Source organism: Blautia sp. An249 (assembly GCF_002159835.1).
Lineage (GTDB): Bacteria > Bacillota > Clostridia > Lachnospirales > Lachnospiraceae > Blautia_A > Blautia_A avistercoris.
This window is the reverse complement of record NZ_NFJL01000019.1, coordinates 36,291-52,843: the sequence shown is the minus strand read 5'-3', so window position 1 is coordinate 52,843 and position 16,553 is coordinate 36,291. Positions and strand designations below refer to the sequence as shown.

Annotated in this window: 17 protein-coding genes; all 17 read left to right on the top strand. The window is 46.4% G+C overall.

The genetic code is table 11. The features are described 5' to 3' along the window. Positions 1-21 precede the first annotated feature (21 nt). The 17 genes from B5F53_RS15490 to B5F53_RS15400 all read left to right on the top strand — a co-directional run bounded on the left by B5F53_RS15490 (position 22) and on the right by B5F53_RS15400 (position 16,531). The gene (locus B5F53_RS15490; RefSeq protein ID WP_087225113.1) at positions 22-1,836 is read left to right on the top strand and encodes an ABC transporter ATP-binding protein; all 1,815 of its coding nucleotides are present in this window, start codon (positions 22-24) and stop codon (positions 1,834-1,836) included. Then, complete coding sequence (locus B5F53_RS15485; protein ID WP_087225110.1) at positions 1,833-3,572, top strand: ABC transporter ATP-binding protein; 1,740 nt, start codon at positions 1,833-1,835, stop codon at positions 3,570-3,572. The genes B5F53_RS15490 and B5F53_RS15485 overlap by 4 nt, the downstream gene beginning before the upstream one ends. Positions 3,573-3,583: 11 nt before the next feature. Further along, a complete protein-coding gene (locus B5F53_RS15480) occupies positions 3,584-3,946 on the top strand; it encodes a metal-dependent transcriptional regulator (RefSeq protein ID WP_087225107.1) in 363 nt (120 codons plus the stop codon). Between the two features lie 215 nt (positions 3,947-4,161). After that, on the top strand, positions 4,162-4,467 hold the full coding sequence (locus B5F53_RS15475) for a winged helix-turn-helix domain-containing protein (protein ID WP_330396220.1): 306 nt from the start codon (positions 4,162-4,164) through the stop codon (positions 4,465-4,467). A gap of 187 nt (positions 4,468-4,654) precedes the next feature. Next, positions 4,655-4,843: a helix-turn-helix domain-containing protein gene (locus B5F53_RS15470; protein WP_087225100.1), complete on the top strand. Its 189-nt coding sequence runs from the start codon at positions 4,655-4,657 to the stop codon at positions 4,841-4,843. Continuing rightward, positions 4,836-5,537 carry a response regulator transcription factor gene (locus tag B5F53_RS15465; RefSeq protein ID WP_087225097.1) on the top strand — a complete coding sequence of 234 codons (702 nt, stop codon included), beginning with the start codon at positions 4,836-4,838 and terminating at the stop codon, positions 5,535-5,537. The genes B5F53_RS15470 and B5F53_RS15465 overlap by 8 nt, the downstream gene beginning before the upstream one ends. 2 nt (positions 5,538-5,539) lie before the next feature. Next, complete coding sequence (locus B5F53_RS15460; RefSeq protein WP_087225093.1) at positions 5,540-6,463, top strand: sensor histidine kinase; 924 nt, start codon at positions 5,540-5,542, stop codon at positions 6,461-6,463. A 133-nt stretch (positions 6,464-6,596) separates the two neighbouring features. Beyond that, the gene (locus tag B5F53_RS15455; RefSeq protein ID WP_087225189.1) at positions 6,597-7,520 is read left to right on the top strand and encodes an ABC transporter ATP-binding protein; all 924 of its coding nucleotides are present in this window, start codon (positions 6,597-6,599) and stop codon (positions 7,518-7,520) included. Continuing rightward, positions 7,513-8,250: an ABC transporter permease gene (locus B5F53_RS15450; protein ID WP_087225090.1), complete on the top strand. Its 738-nt coding sequence runs from the start codon at positions 7,513-7,515 to the stop codon at positions 8,248-8,250. The genes B5F53_RS15455 and B5F53_RS15450 overlap by 8 nt, the downstream gene beginning before the upstream one ends. A 9-nt stretch (positions 8,251-8,259) precedes the next feature. Continuing rightward, positions 8,260-9,012 (top strand): ABC transporter permease, encoded by a 753-nt coding sequence (locus tag B5F53_RS15445; protein ID WP_087225087.1) that lies wholly within the window; start codon positions 8,260-8,262, stop codon positions 9,010-9,012. Next, complete coding sequence (locus B5F53_RS15440) at positions 9,002-9,193, top strand: PspC domain-containing protein (RefSeq protein WP_087168767.1); 192 nt, start codon at positions 9,002-9,004, stop codon at positions 9,191-9,193. Before B5F53_RS15445 ends, B5F53_RS15440 begins: the two co-directional genes overlap by 11 nt. 98 nt (positions 9,194-9,291) lie before the next feature. Next, positions 9,292-9,780: a winged helix-turn-helix domain-containing protein gene (locus B5F53_RS15435; protein WP_140398257.1), complete on the top strand. Its 489-nt coding sequence runs from the start codon at positions 9,292-9,294 to the stop codon at positions 9,778-9,780. A gap of 512 nt (positions 9,781-10,292) precedes the next feature. Then, complete coding sequence (locus tag B5F53_RS15425) at positions 10,293-10,718, top strand: RNA polymerase sigma factor (protein WP_067536939.1); 426 nt, start codon at positions 10,293-10,295, stop codon at positions 10,716-10,718. 650 nt (positions 10,719-11,368) lie between these two features. Continuing rightward, a complete protein-coding gene (locus B5F53_RS15415) occupies positions 11,369-11,599 on the top strand; it encodes a DUF6870 family protein (RefSeq protein ID WP_087180054.1) in 231 nt (76 codons plus the stop codon). A 144-nt stretch (positions 11,600-11,743) separates the two neighbouring features. Continuing rightward, positions 11,744-13,363 carry a recombinase family protein gene (locus B5F53_RS15410; protein WP_087225078.1) on the top strand — a complete coding sequence of 540 codons (1,620 nt, stop codon included), beginning with the start codon at positions 11,744-11,746 and terminating at the stop codon, positions 13,361-13,363. 1 nt (position 13,364) lies between these two features. Next, positions 13,365-15,002 carry a recombinase family protein gene (locus B5F53_RS15405; RefSeq protein ID WP_087225075.1) on the top strand — a complete coding sequence of 546 codons (1,638 nt, stop codon included), beginning with the start codon at positions 13,365-13,367 and terminating at the stop codon, positions 15,000-15,002. Continuing rightward, positions 14,999-16,531: a recombinase family protein gene (locus B5F53_RS15400; RefSeq protein ID WP_087225073.1), complete on the top strand. Its 1,533-nt coding sequence runs from the start codon at positions 14,999-15,001 to the stop codon at positions 16,529-16,531. The genes B5F53_RS15405 and B5F53_RS15400 overlap by 4 nt, the downstream gene beginning before the upstream one ends. The last annotated feature ends 22 nt before the right edge of the window (positions 16,532-16,553 follow it).

The following is a 16,553-nucleotide window of genomic DNA, read 5'->3' as shown; positions in this document are numbered from 1 at the left end:
GGCAAAAAGGAGGTGAGGATTATGAGCAAAGAAAAAAAGCAAAAGACAGGCATCCCGCGTTTGCTGGAGATGGCTGGACAACGAAAAACTCTGATGATTGTCGGGGCTTCGCTTTCGACGATTGCGGCTTTGTTTCAGTTAGCTCCCTATCTGGCAGTTTATAAGGTTATGACGGAGCTTCTGCGTAATGCCGCAGATATTAGTCAGGTGGACACTTCCTATATGACTTTTTGGGCTTTATTCGGAATTGTCGGGTTGGTAATCTGCTATGTGTTTATGTATGTAGGCGGCATGATCGGTCATATCGCGGCTTATCGTACCCTCTATGGAATCCGTGTAAAGCTGTCCGAACATATCAGCGGATTGCCTTTGGGGTGGTTCAGCCGTAACTCTATCGGTAAGGTAAAGCAGATTGCGGAGCAGGATGTGGAACAGATTGAACTTTTCATCGCCCATCAGTTCCCGGATATGATTAGTACCATTGCTGTGATTGTATTTATGGTCATTGTGATGTTTAGCCTGAATATCTGGCTGGCCCTTGCCTGCATCCTGCCGATTATTGTCGGGTTTGTTGTGCAGTTCTCCTTTATGTTCGGCTCTAAGGCAAAAGAAGGTCTGAAGGAATATTACGATGCAATGGAAAATATCAACACATCATCGGTTCAGTATGTGCGGGGGATGCCTTCCATCAAAATTTTTGGTCAGACTGTGCGCTCTTTCCGAAAATTCTATGATGATATTATTGCCTACCGTGATATGACAACGAAATATGCGGATAACTATGAACCTTGTTATGTCCTGTTCCGTGTATTTGTACTTTCACTTTCCGCATTTATCATCCCTGTGGGGATGTTGTTTCTTACAGGAAATCCGCAGAATATGGCATTTGCCATGACATTGCTGTTCGTCTTGATCTTTGCACCGGGAATTGCAACACCTGTGTTTAAGTTTAACAGCTTCGGTTCCAGCTTCAACAATATCAATGAAGGTGTGCGGCGCATTGACGAAGTGTTAAGCACAAATGAGGTAAAAGAACCTGAAATCAGTAAAAAGCCCAATGAATATACGATTGAATTTCACAATGTATCTTTTTCTTATGAGGATGGGCCAAAGGTCTTAGATCATGTGAGTTTTACTGCCGATCAAGGAACAATAACGGCTCTTGTAGGGCCTTCCGGTTCTGGTAAATCAACGATTGCACAGCTTATTCCACGGTTTTGGGATGTACAGGAAGGCAGCATAACGATTGGCGGCATAGACATCCGGGATATGAGAACGGAAGATTTGATGAATACCATGTCTTTCGTATTTCAGGACTGCTTTCTGTTCTCCGATACGCTCTATAACAACATTGCTGTAGGAAAACCCGGCGCTACAAGAGAAGAAGTCTATGCGGCGGCAAGGGCAGCACAATGCCATGAGTTTATTGAGAAGCTGCCCCAGGGTTACGATACCTTAATCGGGGAAGGCGGTGTTTATCTATCAGGAGGCGAGGAACAACGTGTTTCTGTGGCAAGAGCGATCTTGAAAAATGCTCCGATCCTGATTCTTGATGAAGCAACCGCCTATGCTGATCCAGAGAATGAATTTCAAATGCAGTTGGCATTACAAGAACTGATTAAAAACAAGACAGTATTGATTATTGCTCACCGGCTGATGACCATTCGGAACGCCAATAAGATTATGGTCATCAATCATGGAAAAATAGAAGAAACAGGAACCCATGACCAACTTCTGGCAAATGAAAGAACCTATCATAAGATGTGGGCGGCCTACACAGCTTCGTCCGATTGGGAACTGAAAAAAGGAACAGATAAGGAGGTGGCAAAGGCATGAAAAAGACAAATCCTATTTATCAGGTGACGGCGGGAAATCCAAAGAAACTGAAAAAGCCGGTGATCTGGACGGTTGTTACCAATATAAATCTGTTTTCTTTTATGTTCCTGGCACTGTTTGTTATCACGATATATTCCTTCTTTGCCGGGGATGCCGGTTCGCTGGATATTAAGACTTTATGGCTTTCATGGGGAGGTATTTTAGCGACTTCCGTTGTGGTATATCTTTTGGAGCGCAAGGCTACTCATGCTACCTTCCATGACGGTTACGCAACCAGCGCGGACGGGCGTATCCGCCTCGCAGAGCATATCCGCAAATTGCCTTTAGGTTTTCTAATGAGCAAGGACTCCGGCGAATTGGGAAATACCATGATGAATGATTTTAGCCAGATTGAGGAAGGCGTTACCCACATTTTGCCGCAGCTTATCAGTGGTATCATCGTCGCATTTCTGGCTTTGTTCGGAATGGCTTTTGCTGATTGGCGTATGGCACTGGCTATGTTTGCCGGACTTCCTGTGACCTTCTTAATCCTTTGGGGTGTCCGTGTGATTGACCGCAAGCGCGGTGCTGCACATACAAAAGCAAGAATTGAACAAACGAACCGCTTGCAGGAATATCTGACCGGAATGAAGGTAATAAAAGCATATAACCTGCGGGGGGCGAATTTCAAAAAGCTGGAGCGGGCGTTCTACAATTTTATGAAAGAAAGCATTAAGCTGGAAGGTGTGTCTGGCCCGTTTTATCTGATAGCAGTTGCGTTTTTACAGATCGGGCTTTCCATGATTACAATGGCCGGTACTTATCTGCTTCTGGGAGGAACTCTGGAACTGCCAATGTTTATCATCTTCCTTTTAGTCGGTTCCCGTGTATTTGATCCGTTGGTGAGCGCAATTACTCAGCTCCCTGTATTTACTTATCAGGCTGCGGCGGGAAAGCGCATTGTAGATTTACTGGAAGAACCAACCATGCAGGGCGAAGGAGAAGCCCCGAAGGATCACGATGTTATCTTTGAAAATGTCACCTTCGGTTATGGGGAGGATGTTGTCCTTCACAATGTCAATGCGAGTTTCCCGAAAGGAACTATGACAGCGATTGTCGGACCTTCTGGCAGCGGAAAAAGTACAATGCTACGGCTGATTGCCCGGTTCTATGATCCACAGAATGGTATTGTTCGTTTTGGAGGTGTTGACGAAAAGACGGTTGACCCGGAAAAACTGATGTCTAAAATATCTGTGGTCTTTCAGGATGTATATTTGTTCCAGGATACCATCGGCAACAACATCCGCTATGGCCGGGAAAATGCCACGCAGGAAGAAATTGAAGCAGCCGCAAAACTGGCCCATTGTCACGATTTCATTATGGCTCTGCCAGATGGCTATGACACAATGGTTGGCGAAGGCGGCTCCACATTGTCAGGCGGCGAGAAACAACGGATTTCTATCGCCCGCGCAATTTTGAAAGATGCCCCTGTGCTGCTGTTAGATGAAGCAACTTCCTCCCTTGATCCGGAAAATGAAGTGGAGGTTCAGCAAGCCATCGAAGAACTCGTGAAAGACCGTACTGTGGTAATGATCGCCCATAAATTGAAAACGATTGCTGGAGCAGATCAAATCATTGTATTGGATCAGGGCGAGGTAAAAGAAGTAGGTACACATAAAGAACTAATGGATAATCATGGTCTATATCGGCATTTGTGGGATATTCAGCAGACCACAGCCGGTTGGCAAATCAATTAGGAGAAATATTTATGAAACTTCATGCGTCCGGGGAGGACTATCTGGAAACCATCCTTGTTCTCCAAAAGAAACTCGGTATGGTGCGATCCGTAGATGTGGCCCGGCACATGGAGGTGTCAAAGCCCAGCGTGTGCCATGCAGTGGCTACCTTGCGGGACGGCGGCTTTCTCACGATGGACGAAGATCATTTTCTCCATCTGACCGATGTTGGCCGCGAGGTTGCCGAAAAAATCTACGAGCGCCATTGCTTTTTTACCGAGCAGCTTATCGCAGCAGGCGTTGACCCCAGGACAGCGGAGGCCGACGCCTGCCGGATTGAACATGTTATTAGCAATGAATCTTTTCAAAAACTGAAAGATGCTTTAGAGGACTAAGGAGGTGGTGATAACATGGGAAATTAGCCGTACTGGATTTAAAAGATTCCGGCAGGCAGATTGGTGAAAAGCTATTTGCTCTGCTTTCTCCCTGCCAAAAGAAGGAGCTGGCTCAGTTTGTTCGTGACTATGAGGCTGGCAATATTCTGGCTGATGTCCCATACTTAACACTTCTTCGAGGCCAGTATTTTATCCCTCCGCAGGCAGATCAGCCATTGACGGAAATCCGGGAAGGTGATTTGTATTTCTGCTTGGAACAGCGCCTTGTTACCGTGCGGAGTCAGGTAATTCCGCTGACGGTCAAGGAATTTGAAATCTTCGCTTTGCTCATACTGAACCCAAAGCGGGTGTTCACTTATGAAATGCTCCTGGATCTGGTATGGCATGAGGATTATTCCTACTATTCCCGGAAAGCAATCAACAACCACATAAGCAACCTGAGAAAGAAGCTCCGGGTTGCGCCTGGTTTGCCGGATTATGTGAAAAGTGTCTATGGTGTAGGTTATAAATTTGATGTATAGAAAGGGTGCGGTATTTCTGCCGCACCCTTAAATTTTCGCTTTTTCTGCTGTGTGGATAATGCCTGATTTTGTCATGTATTGTTGACCGGTATGCCATTTTACCTATCCCTATCCGCTATTATTTACATTCCACATATTGTATTCTTCGAGAGAAAGAAATATAATGAATTATGTTGGAGGTGAAGGTATGGACTATATGACGATTAAAGAAGCCAGCGAAAAATGGGGCGTTTCGGCCCGTCAAATAAACTATTACTGTGTTGACGGCCGTATTCCCGGCGCGTTGAAAATGGCAACACTATGGTTAATCCCCAAAGATGCCAAAAAGCCAGTGGACGGCAGGACAAAGCAAGGGAGGGCTTTGAAACATGAATAGTGTTTTGATTATAGACGATGATAAGGAACTTTGTGCCTTGATGAAAAAATGTGTGGAACAGGAAAATTTGTCTGCGGCGGTGGCGCATGGCGGTTTAGAGGGCTTACGGCTGCTGAAAGAAAACAAAGACACCTATTGCCTGATTATTCTGGATGTGATGATGCCGGGTATGGACGGCTTTCAGGTATTGCAGAAAATCCGGGAGAAAAATAATGTGCCGGTGCTGATGCTGACCGCCAAAAGCGACGAGGAAGATAAGGTTTCCGGCCTGCGGCTGGGGGCGGACGATTACCTGACAAAACCTTTCAGCATTAACGAGCTGATGGCCCGCGTCAATTCCCTAATCCGGCGCTACACCACCCTAAATCCCGTGACCGGGAACGAGGCCGCCACCATGCTTCTGAAAGATATGGTGATTGATAAAGTCAATCGGATGGTGACTGTCCAAAATATCCCGGTAGAGCTAACCGGCAAGGAATTTGATTTGCTTCTGGTTTTGGCGTCCAATAAGGGACGGGTATTTACAAAAAAGCAACTTTACACGCAGGTATGGACGGAAGAATACGACTTTGACGATAACAATATCATGGCCTTTATCAGTAAACTACGGAAGAAGATTGAGCCAAATCCAGAACAGCCGTTTTATATCCAAACCGTCCGGGGTGTGGGGTATCGGTTCAATAAGGAGGCATGAGCATGGAGTTAAATCTTTATCTGCTGCTGGCCCTATTGATTGCCCTGCTGGTAATTGGCTGGCTTTTGGCAAAACTTCACCGTGTCCGGGGGCAGCTTTCCCTTATTAAAGATGCCCTGATGGATATAAAGGACGGAAACATGAACCGCCGTGTGCTGGCACGGGAAAGTGACCTGACGAAACAAATTTGCTACGACATCAACGAGATCGCCATGAGTAACCAATCACGTCTGATCCAGCAAAAGCAGTCTGAACAGGCGTACAAGCGGCTGATGACAAGTCTTTCCCATGATGTGAAAACCCCTCTTGCTTCTCTTGTAGGCTATTTGGAGGCCGTGGAAAGCAAGATGGTGACAGGGGCCGAGCAAGAAGAATATATCCGGGTGGCTATGGAAAAAGCCCACTACCTGAAAGACTTTGTGACCGCCCTGTTTGAATGGGTGAAGCTGGACGCCGGGGAACAGATTTTTCATTTTGAAGTCTGCGACCTGAATGAACTTTCCCGCGACATCATGGCCGACTGGGTGCCGCTGCTGGAAAGCCACGATCTCACCTATGAAATTGAGATACCCGAAACAGAATACATGACGAGGGTTGACCCTACCGCCTACACCCGTATTCTCAATAATCTGCTGCAAAATATCCTGACGCACAGCGGCGCAAGACAAGTGACCCTGACCGTGACCGAAACGGAGCAGCAGGCAAAAATCATGGTGGCGGATAACGGGAAAGGGATTTCTGACGCAGATCTTCCCCATATCTTTGAACGGATGTATCAATGCGACCACTCCAGGTCTGCCAGAGGGAACGGGCTGGGCCTCTCCATTGCAAAAGAACTGGTGAACGCCCATAAAGGCACCATCACAGCAGACAGTATTCCCGAAGCGGGAACAACATTTACCATTATACTTCCGAAAGCTCTGTGATTTCGCAGAGCTTTTTTTGAAAAAATTTTATCTCGGCAAGGTTATGGCAAGGTTTGTGTTTTATACTGGCCTTGTGGTTGGAGATGCCGGTATTATATCGCGGCATTACAGCCCGGAAAGTGAGGAAATAAGTATGAGCGATTATCTGATCGAAACAAAACAACTAACAAAAACTTACGGGGATCAGGCTGCCGTGAAAGACGTTAATCTTCATGTGAAGAAAGGGCGCATATATGGGTTGCTGGGACGTAATGGAGCTGGAAAAACCACCATTATGAAGATGATTTTAGGTCTGACATCTATTACTTCCGGCGAGGTAGATGTGTTCGGACAGAACATCAAAGGCCATGAGAAACGTATTTATCCCCGCATTGGCGCAATTATTGAAACGCCGGGGTTCTATCCTAATCTAACCGGAACAGAGAACCTTGAAATTTTCGCAAGGCTGCGTGGTACTGCTGCCCCCAACGCCGTTAAAAACGCTTTGAAAGTGGTGGGACTACCATACAAAGATAAAAAGCTGTTCAGCAAGTATTCGCTGGGAATGAAGCAGCGGCTCGGCATTGCCAATGCAATTCTGCATGACCCGGAACTTTTAATCCTCGATGAACCGACCAACGGACTTGACCCCATTGGCATTGCGGAAATGCGGGACTTTATCAAACATTTAAGCGCGGAACGTGGAAAAACGATTTTGATTTCCAGTCATATCCTTTCTGAAATTTCGCTTCTGGCGGATGATATTGGTATTATCGACCACGGAACCTTGCTGGTAGAAAATACCATGAAAGCGTTAGAAAAGAAAAATCGGAAGTATGTTCTGCTTCGGATAAGTGATATGCCAAAGGCCATGCTGATTTTGGAGCAGGAATTTCATGTGACCAATTTTGATATGTACGATGGGCACACATTATGTATCTATGACACTTCTCTGGATATGGGAGCAGTCAACAAAGCTCTTGTTATGCACGATGTGTCCGTTATCAGTTCCCAGCTCTGTAATGATACTTTGGAGGACTATTTCAAAAGAATTACGGGGGGTGAGGGAATTGCTTAATTTGGTTCAGACAGAATTTTTGAAACTGCGGCGCAAGAAAATGATTTGGTTTATGCTGCTGGCTGCGTTTATCATGCCGTTTTTCTCTTTTATCTATTACAACTATTTTGAGGCGAACGGTATTGACCCGGTAGCGTTTTACAAGCTGGCCGCCTTTGGATATACCCCCTTTATCATCCTTCCCTTTGTGCTGGGCGTATTTTGTGTTGTGCTGATGCACGATGAAAACCGCTATGATATGCTCAAACAGCTTTGGATTGTCCCTGTCAGTAAAATGGGTTATTTTTTCAGCAAGTTTATTGTTGTGTTGATCTATTCCATTGTTTTCATGCTGATTTCGGCGGTGGCTACGGTTCTATTCAGTGTTTTGCCCGGATTTGTCGCTTTTGAGTGGCAGAGTGTTGGATTTTTGGCAGAAAGGTGTTTGGAGATTGGCGTATTGACCGCTTTTGCTGTTATGCCGATTTTAGCCCTTGCCGCTTCAAAAAAGGGCTATATTTTTCCCGTTTGCATGACGCTGCTTTATGTATTTCTCGGCTTTTTTATCACGTCAATCAGTATGTACCTGCATCCTGTGTCCAGCATTTCCGTTATCATTGCAAGAAGCGGAAATATTCAGGGACTTGCTTTCGCACAGAATATCAATGTCCCGTTGGCGTTGTTCTGTATCTTTATTTGGGATGCGCTGTCTGTGCTGTTTGCTGCTTTTTCGCTTCGCAAGAGAAAGTGAGGTGATTTGATGCGAAAAATGCTTTGGGCGGAATGGAGAAAACTTCGCCGTTCCAGTATCATCTTGCTTACTGTCTTTGCAACTGTATTGATTGCGGTCATTGTGCTGGTAGCGGGACGGGAAACAACCGTTGATGGGTTTTATTTGAGTGACGCAGGCTGGTACATGACAATGGTACAACCGTGGGCTACCATGTTTGTTCTGCCTGCCATCGTTGCAATGCTCGGAAGTTATATGATTTGCCGGGAGGAACAAGACGACACCTTGAAATCATTGTTGCTGATCCCCGTGAATGAAACTACATTGACCGCAGCAAAAATGATTGTGACCTTTGCAATTAGCATTTTGATTTATTTATTGCTTTTTGCAATTACCTTTTCCGTAGAATTATTATTGCATCATACCGATCTATCTGTGGGAATGGTACTATCCTTTTTTAAGAGTTATCTGTTAGAGGGCATTGGTGTCTTTTTAGCGGTATCTCCAATTATTGCGTTAGTGTCCTATACCAAAAAGAGCTATTGGCTGGCTTTGCTGCTGGCAGAAATTTATTCTTTCGCCGGGCTGTTTATGAGTATGTCCAGCCTGACGAAAACATTTTATCCCATTACTGCCTTGCTGGGGGTAGCGGGGTATTATGAGACGACAACCACCAATCTGTTTGAAAGCCTATTTGTGTTGCTATTATGCGGCTGTTTGGCTGCGCTCATATTGGTATGTCACCAACGCAGCGGAAAGGAGAAAAAATATCATGGCAAATAAACTTCGTAGATCAAGAGATAATCGGTGGATTGCCGGTGTCTGTGGGGGTATTGCTGAATATTTCGGCCTTTCTCCGAAGATTGTGCGTATTATCTGCGCCCTATTGATTATGGTGTATGGTAGCGGGCTGATGCTTTACATTATACTGGCAATCTTTATACCAAAAGAGGCGGCGCGTTAAGTGAAATTTGGCGGCCTAACATGAAAGGTATCAATAAGCGAACATTTTTTATTGTTTAGAAATTAAGGAGGTGGTGACAACATGGGAAATTAGCCGTATTGGATTTACAAGATTCCGGCAAGCAGATCGGTGAAAAGCTGTTTGCTCTGCTTTCTGCCAGTCAAAAGAAGGAGCTGGCTCAGTTTGTTCGTGACTATGAGGCTGGCAATATTCCGGCTGATGTCCCATACTTAACACTTCTTCGAGGCCAGTATTTTATTCCTCCGCAGGCAGATCAGCCGTTGACAGAAATCCGGGAAGGTGCTTTATATTTCTGCTTAGAGCAGCGCCTTGTTACTGTACGGAGCCAGATAATTCCGCTAACGGTCAAGGAATTTGAAATCTTTGCTTTGCTCATACTGAATCCAAAGCGGGTGTTCACTTATGAAATGCTCCTGGATCTGGTATGGCACGAGGATTATTCCTACTATTCCCGGAAAGCGATCAACAACCACATAAGCAACTTGCGAAAGAAACTCCGGGTTGCCCCCGACTTGCCGGATTATGTAAAAAGCGTCTATGGTGTAGGCTACAAATTTGAAATATAGAAAGGGTGCGGTATTTCTGCCGCACCCTTAAGTTTTCTTTTTTCTGTTGTGTGGATAATACCTGATTTTGTCATGTGTTGTTGATTAAATTCAGTAAAACCATGACGCTTCTGGAAGAATTATAGCATTTATCCCTATATAATGCCCCAAAATGAGGGAGGTGGACATAATAGGTAACTCTGCTCTCCTTCACTAAAGGAGGGCATGGAAAATGCTGCCGAGGTCAGAATACCGGCCTCGACATAGCCGATCATATAAAAGAGATTTAAACCCCGTAATCCTGCGATGGATTGCGGGGTTTTTCCATTCGACAGGATTTTGCATTTTCCATTCTGCTCCGTCAGATGGTGACGGAATACGACAGGCGCCGCTTACCGCTGTACGGTGGGCGCTCTTTTTTACAGATAAGGCGCAGGACAAGCCTGCCGCCGGACCTGTACGGTGTAGATCACCGCCCCTCTGATTTCGATTTGTCCATTAACCCACTCAAAAATCGAAATTGGAGGATTACCATGAAAGAAATCAATCTGCGGGAATTTTACCCGGAAATATATAAAACGGATCTGTTTATCAGCCTGCCCGATGAGGTTGTGGATGTGCTGGTAGAATATCAGCGGAAAGAAGTGGCATATCGCCGCCGTACATACCGGCATAAGGCATTCCTTTCTCTTGATTATGGGGATGATATTGAACGCGAAGCTGTTCTTTTTACCCCAACGCTGCAGGAGATCGTAGAAAGGCACCTGGAGGAAGAACGGCTGTACCAGGCGATTTCTTCATTGCCAGAGAAACAACGCCAGCGTGTGTACGCTCACTATATTCTCGGCATTACCCTGATGGATATTGCCAAGATGGAAGGTGTTTCTCTCCATGCTGTCCATGAAAGTATTCGGCGCGGACTTCGGCGTCTGGAAAAAATTTTAGAAGAAAATTTCTAAACCCCCTATAAATGTACCCCCGAAAATGTCACGACTTATAGAAGGACAATTTTTTGGGACAATGCCATTTCGGTGAGTGAGAACCTTCAACGGTGCCACACCCACCTGTATATGCAGACAAGCTCCCAATCCTTCATCTGGACCTTGAAAACTGCATATACGGTGCCATAGGTACTTTCCCTGTATTCCGAGCGGCAAATGGAGCGGCGCGATGACAGGCGGCTTTAAGGAGGTGATGAAGCCCAGCCGTCCGAGCGATCTACGCTATCCATTGATCTGGCTGTGGCAGGCCAGACGCGATGACTGATACAGGGTATAATGATACTTTCTCACGACCCGTCAAAGACTTGGGGGGAGTCCCTTCTGTGTTCGTTAGCTCTGGCGAAGCGACGGCACGAGCAGGGCTATGATGCGGTAAAGCTGGCCGCAGCCTGTGGCATCCCCGGCCCGGAAAAGGGCCTGCCGGGGGGCGTGGCAAATACGGCAAGTTACCAAGAAAACATCCATGCCGTTGTTTTGATTTTCGAGCAGCGGCATGGATTCTTATAAAATCGAAATCAGATACCATGAGGCCGGGCCGCTCTTTTCGTGTGTCCGGCCTTATTCATGTGATTTTGATGATCCAGTATGAAAAGAAAGGAGCTGTTGTTATGACTCAAACACCGGCCTATACGGTCATACATACCCCGGAAGCAGACAGACTTGCCGACATCCGGGATGTATCTGTCAATAAGGACCTGCCGCGGGAAGAAAGGATTGCCGAGTTTGTCCGGCAGATCCGGGACCCGTATCATTTCAAATGCGGCGGATTTGTTGTCAGGGCAAGTTTTTCCCAGGGAGGCGCTACCCTGGAAGAATGCCTCCGCGGAATCCTACGCTGAAAATTATTGATATTTTTTATTTTGGGGGCTGATTTTTCCCGCATGGAGCGTTATAATAAACATGGAAAAGGAATTGAATACTGATACGCAGACTGCACTCCTTGAATTGCGGGGATTTTTCCGTGATGAAAGGAGTGTTTTTCTATGCAGGTTTATAAAGCTGCCAAATATATCCGCTTATCTTATACGGATGACAAATCAAATGAAAGCAACAGTGTCGGCAATCAACGAAAGCTGATCGAAGATTTCGTGAGCCGTCACCCGGAAATCGAGCTGGTTTCCGAAAAGGTAGACGATGGGTACAGCGGGGTTATCTTTGACCGTCCGGCTTTTAAAGAAATGATGGATGACATCATGGAGGGAAAGATTAACTGTGTCATCGTCAAAGACCTTTCCCGTCTTGGCCGTGAGTATATTGAGACTGGCCGCTATATGCGCCGTGTCTTTCCGGCCTATGGCGTGAGGTTTATTGCCATCAATGACAATATCGATACTCTCAATGAGAGCGCAGGCGATGACCTGACTGTATCAGTAAAGAACATTATGAATGAAGCCTATGCACGGGATATTTCCATTAAGACGAGAAGTTCCCTGGAAACTAAGCGTAAGAATGGGGATTTCGTTGGAGCTTTCCCGGTTTACGGCTATCGTAAATCCGAAGATAACCATAATCTTCTTGTAGTAGACGAATATGCTGCCCAGGTGGTGCGGAGCATTTTCAGGATGCGCCTGGAAGGATTCAGCCCCTACGCCATCGCGAATGAGCTGAACCGGCTGGGTACGCTCTCTCCTTTGGCATATAAAAAGTATTATGGCCTTCCCCATGCCAAGAAAGGCTATACAGACCGGAAGGATTGCCGGTGGTCGGCAAATACTGTCACCCGGATCTTGCAGGATGAAACCTATACCGGTACGCTGGTCCAGGGCCGAAAGGGTTCCCAGCACTTCAAACTGAAAGAAATGGAGAGCCGCCCTTCCTCCGAGTGGGTTCGCGTGGAAAATGCTCACGAAGCCATTGTTGATCGGAACGATTTTGACCTGGTGCAAAGGATTCGCAACCTGGACACCCGTACATCTCCCCAAAAAGATAAAGTCTATCTGTTTTCCGGCATACTGGTCTGCGGTTGCTGCGGCAGCCGGATGGTACGCAAAACGAACCGCTACAAAGACAAAGAATATCACTATTACTATTGTCCCACCGGAAAGAAGAACGGCTGCGCCCATCCGGTCATGGTAAAGGAACATGAGCTGATGGAGTGCGTGCGGGACAGCCTGAAAGGGTTTATTGCCAATGTAGTCTCTCTGGATGAAATCTTATCCGGCATAGACCAGAGCCGTATCAACCGTGAACTTATCAAGGAGTATTCGCGGCAGATCGCCCAGAATGAGCAGCAGTTGGAGCAGATTCGTCAATATAAGATGAAACTGTATGAGAGCATGGTAAACGGCTTTCTGGACAAGTCGGAGTTCCTTTATAACAAAAGCAGTTACAGCGCCCGTATCACCCAACTGGAACAGGCGGTTGCTGCCCTTAAGGAAAAACGGACCGATGTAATGGAAAACCGGAGTGAGCGGAATCGCTGGATTGAGAATTTCAGGCGTTTTTCCGATCTGGAAGAACTGGACCGCAAGGCGGTGATCCAACTTGTGCAGGTGATTACAGTGCTGGGGAAAGACGAATTGCAGATTCAATTTAATTATCAGGACGAATATGAAAAAGCCCTCGCCCTGATTACGCCGGTACAGGAAAGGATGGTGGTCTGAAATGGCGAGAAAGAGCAGGAAACATACTATGGCGCAGGCTGCCATGCCTGCTTCCCCGTTTATCAGCACGGCGCTGTATATCCGGCTGTCTGTGGAGGATAACAATAAACGTGGAAATTCTATCGAAACGCAAAAGCTGGTTCTCGAAAAATTCCTATTGGGAAAACCTGAACTGCGTCTTTATGACATTTATATCGACAATGGAGCAACAGGAACGAATTTTAACCGTGACGGCTTCCAACGGATGCTTTCGGATATTGAATCCGGCAAAGTAGGCTGTGTGATTGTCAAAGACCTTTCACGCCTGGGACGCAATGCCATTGACACGGGATATTACATTGAGCGGTATTTCCCTTCCCATAATGTCCGGTTCATCAGCGTTACGGATCAATTTGATTCTGAAAATCCTGATAATCTCCACGGCGGTATTATCCTTCCGCTGAAAAATATGATTAACGAAGCCTATGCTCTGGACATAGGACGTAAGATAAAGGCCCAGGCCCGTCAAGATATGAAAGAGGGCAAGTATGTGGGTGGCAGGGCGCCATTTGGATATATGAAAGACCCTGATGACTGCCACAAATTGATTATTGATCCGGTGGCGGCTCCTGTGGTACGCCAGATTTTCCAGTGGGCTTATGAAAAAGTCCCCCTCAACCGGATTGTGCTTCTGCTCAATGAAGGAAACTACCCTTCTCCCGGAATGTATAAGATGCAAACCGGGGAGATCACCCATCAGGCGTTAGCAGGGCGCGGCTACTGGCAGACCTGGACAGTTGCCAAGATTTTGAAGGAGGATAAATATACCGGCGACATGGTGCAAGGGCGAACAAAAACGGTCCTTCACCGGCAGGTGCCCGCAGGCGAGGAAAACCTGATTGTCGTTACTGGAACCCATGAGCCTATCGTTTCCAAAGAGATTTTCGATGCCGTTCAGAAGTACCGGGCAGAAGTGGCCGAGGAAAGCAAGAAGCACCCGGTTATCCCATACACGCCCAATATTTTTAAGGGGCGTATCTTCTGTGGAGACTGCGGGAGAAGCCTGCATCGGCAGCGCCAACAATGCAATGGTTCATATCGCTTCCACTGCCTGACCCCTACCAGGGTACATAAAGATAAATGCACTGGCGTTTCCATCAGCGAAACCGAGCTGATCGCAACGATACTGGATATTCTTAAAAGGGAACTTGCCGCCGTCCTGGGGGATTACGCGCTGCTTCTGAAAGACAACATGCAAAAGCACGAAAAAGAAGCTGCTTCCCGTGAGAAAGTCAACCGGGCAAAGCTGCAGTTTAATCAAAGCCGTGAGCTTTTGCAGACTCTTTATGAAAATCTGATGAACGGTGCGATTGACAGTGAAGAATACTTCGACTTGAAAGCGACCTATGAAAAGCAGATACAGGCAGCGCAAAAGGAGCTTGCTTTTTACGAAAAGCAGGCTGATGTCCGCCAGAAGCAGGCTGAAAAGTGCAAAGATCTGGAAAAAGACGAACAGGAACTTTTGAGCGGAGGCGTCCTGACTGCCGCCCTCATTGAGCGGTTGATTGAGCGGATCACAGTCTACCCGGATAAACAGGTAGATGTAAAATTCACGTTCCGCGCAGAATTTGAGGCGTTTAAGGAGGCGGAGGCAGAATGAAGAAGTACAGGATTGCTCTTTACATCCGTCTCTCTTTGGAGGACGCAAAAACAGACAGTATGAGTATTTCCAGCCAGAGAAACATCCTTCGGGAATATGCCTCTGAACTGCCGGAATATGCTAATGCGGAACTTACGGAATTTGTAGATAACGGGTACAGCGGGGCAAACTTCGAGCGCCCTGCGGTGCAGGAATTACTTGACCTGGTACGGGCCAATCGGATTGACTGTATCATGGTAAAAGATTTTTCTCGGTTTGGCCGCAACAGTTTGGAAACCGGCTATTTTATCGAGCGGGTATTTCCGCTGTTTCATACCCGCTTTATCTCTGTCAATGATGATTTTGACACCCAAAAGTTAAAAGGTGATACCGGAGGTATGGAAGTCGCCTTCAAGTATTTAATCAGTGAGTATTATAGCCGTGATATGTCGGTAAAGACCAAAACGGCCAAATACCTGAAGTTCCAGCGGGGCGAATACCAAAGTAAAATTTGCCCTTACGGTTATCGCAAAGGGGAAAACGGACGGATGGTGCCGGACCCGGAGACTTCCGAAGTAGTACAGAAAATTTTTGAGTATGCCGTAAATGGCATGAACGCAACCGATATTGCGCGGGAACTTTCCCGTCAGCAGATTCCCACACCCGGAGAGCATAAGGCCCGAAAAGGGATTAAGACACACGATGTTTCAAGAACTCACGGAATGTGGTGCAATTCTACGGTGCTTCGGATTCTTGCTGACGAACGATATATGGGCACTTATGTGATTGGCAAAAGAGAGGTTACAGAAATCGGCGGCCACAAGATGCGGAGCAAAGCGGAAAGCGACTGGATCAAAATACCGGACCATCATATACCGCTGGTGAATGAGGAAATCTTTTCAAAAGCCAATGCCTCTATTCAGCGTTTTAAGATTCCAAATAGGAAAAAACACGACTATCTCCTGCGTGGGAAGGTTATCTGCGGATGCTGTAAACATGCCCTGCACCTGGCAAATGGGACATCTTACCGGTGTCGCTTTTCCAGCACGATTCCTTCACTTGACTGCTATAACATTCATATCCGGGAAAAAGAACTGAATCAGCTTGTATATGAATTGCTATGCAAACAGTTTCAGGTAGCTTTCGGTATTGACAGCTTAGAGGATCTCCGTAAGATAGATACCGTTGCTATACGCCAGGCTGACTTTGACCGACAGATTTTTGAACTGCAGGAAGAAAAGCGGAAACTGTATGAAGCTCTTGTTTCCGGCAGGATTCCGCTCCCGGAATACAAGGATCAAAAAGAGCAGATCAGTGAAAAACTGTTGGAAGTACAGAATACCAAAGCGGTTGTCATGGCCCGTCTTGAAGCCAAACAGGAAGAACGGCAGCACCAGCGCCAGCAGATGGATATTTCCCGGATGCTGACGGAAAGCGATGGGCTGACGTCGGAATTAGTTGATCTTCTGATTGATAAGATTTATGTTTATCCTGATAAACGGGTAGATATTGCCTTTAAGATAAGGGACAGCTTGACAACTCACAAATGAGGGAAAGGGATTGATTATGCGG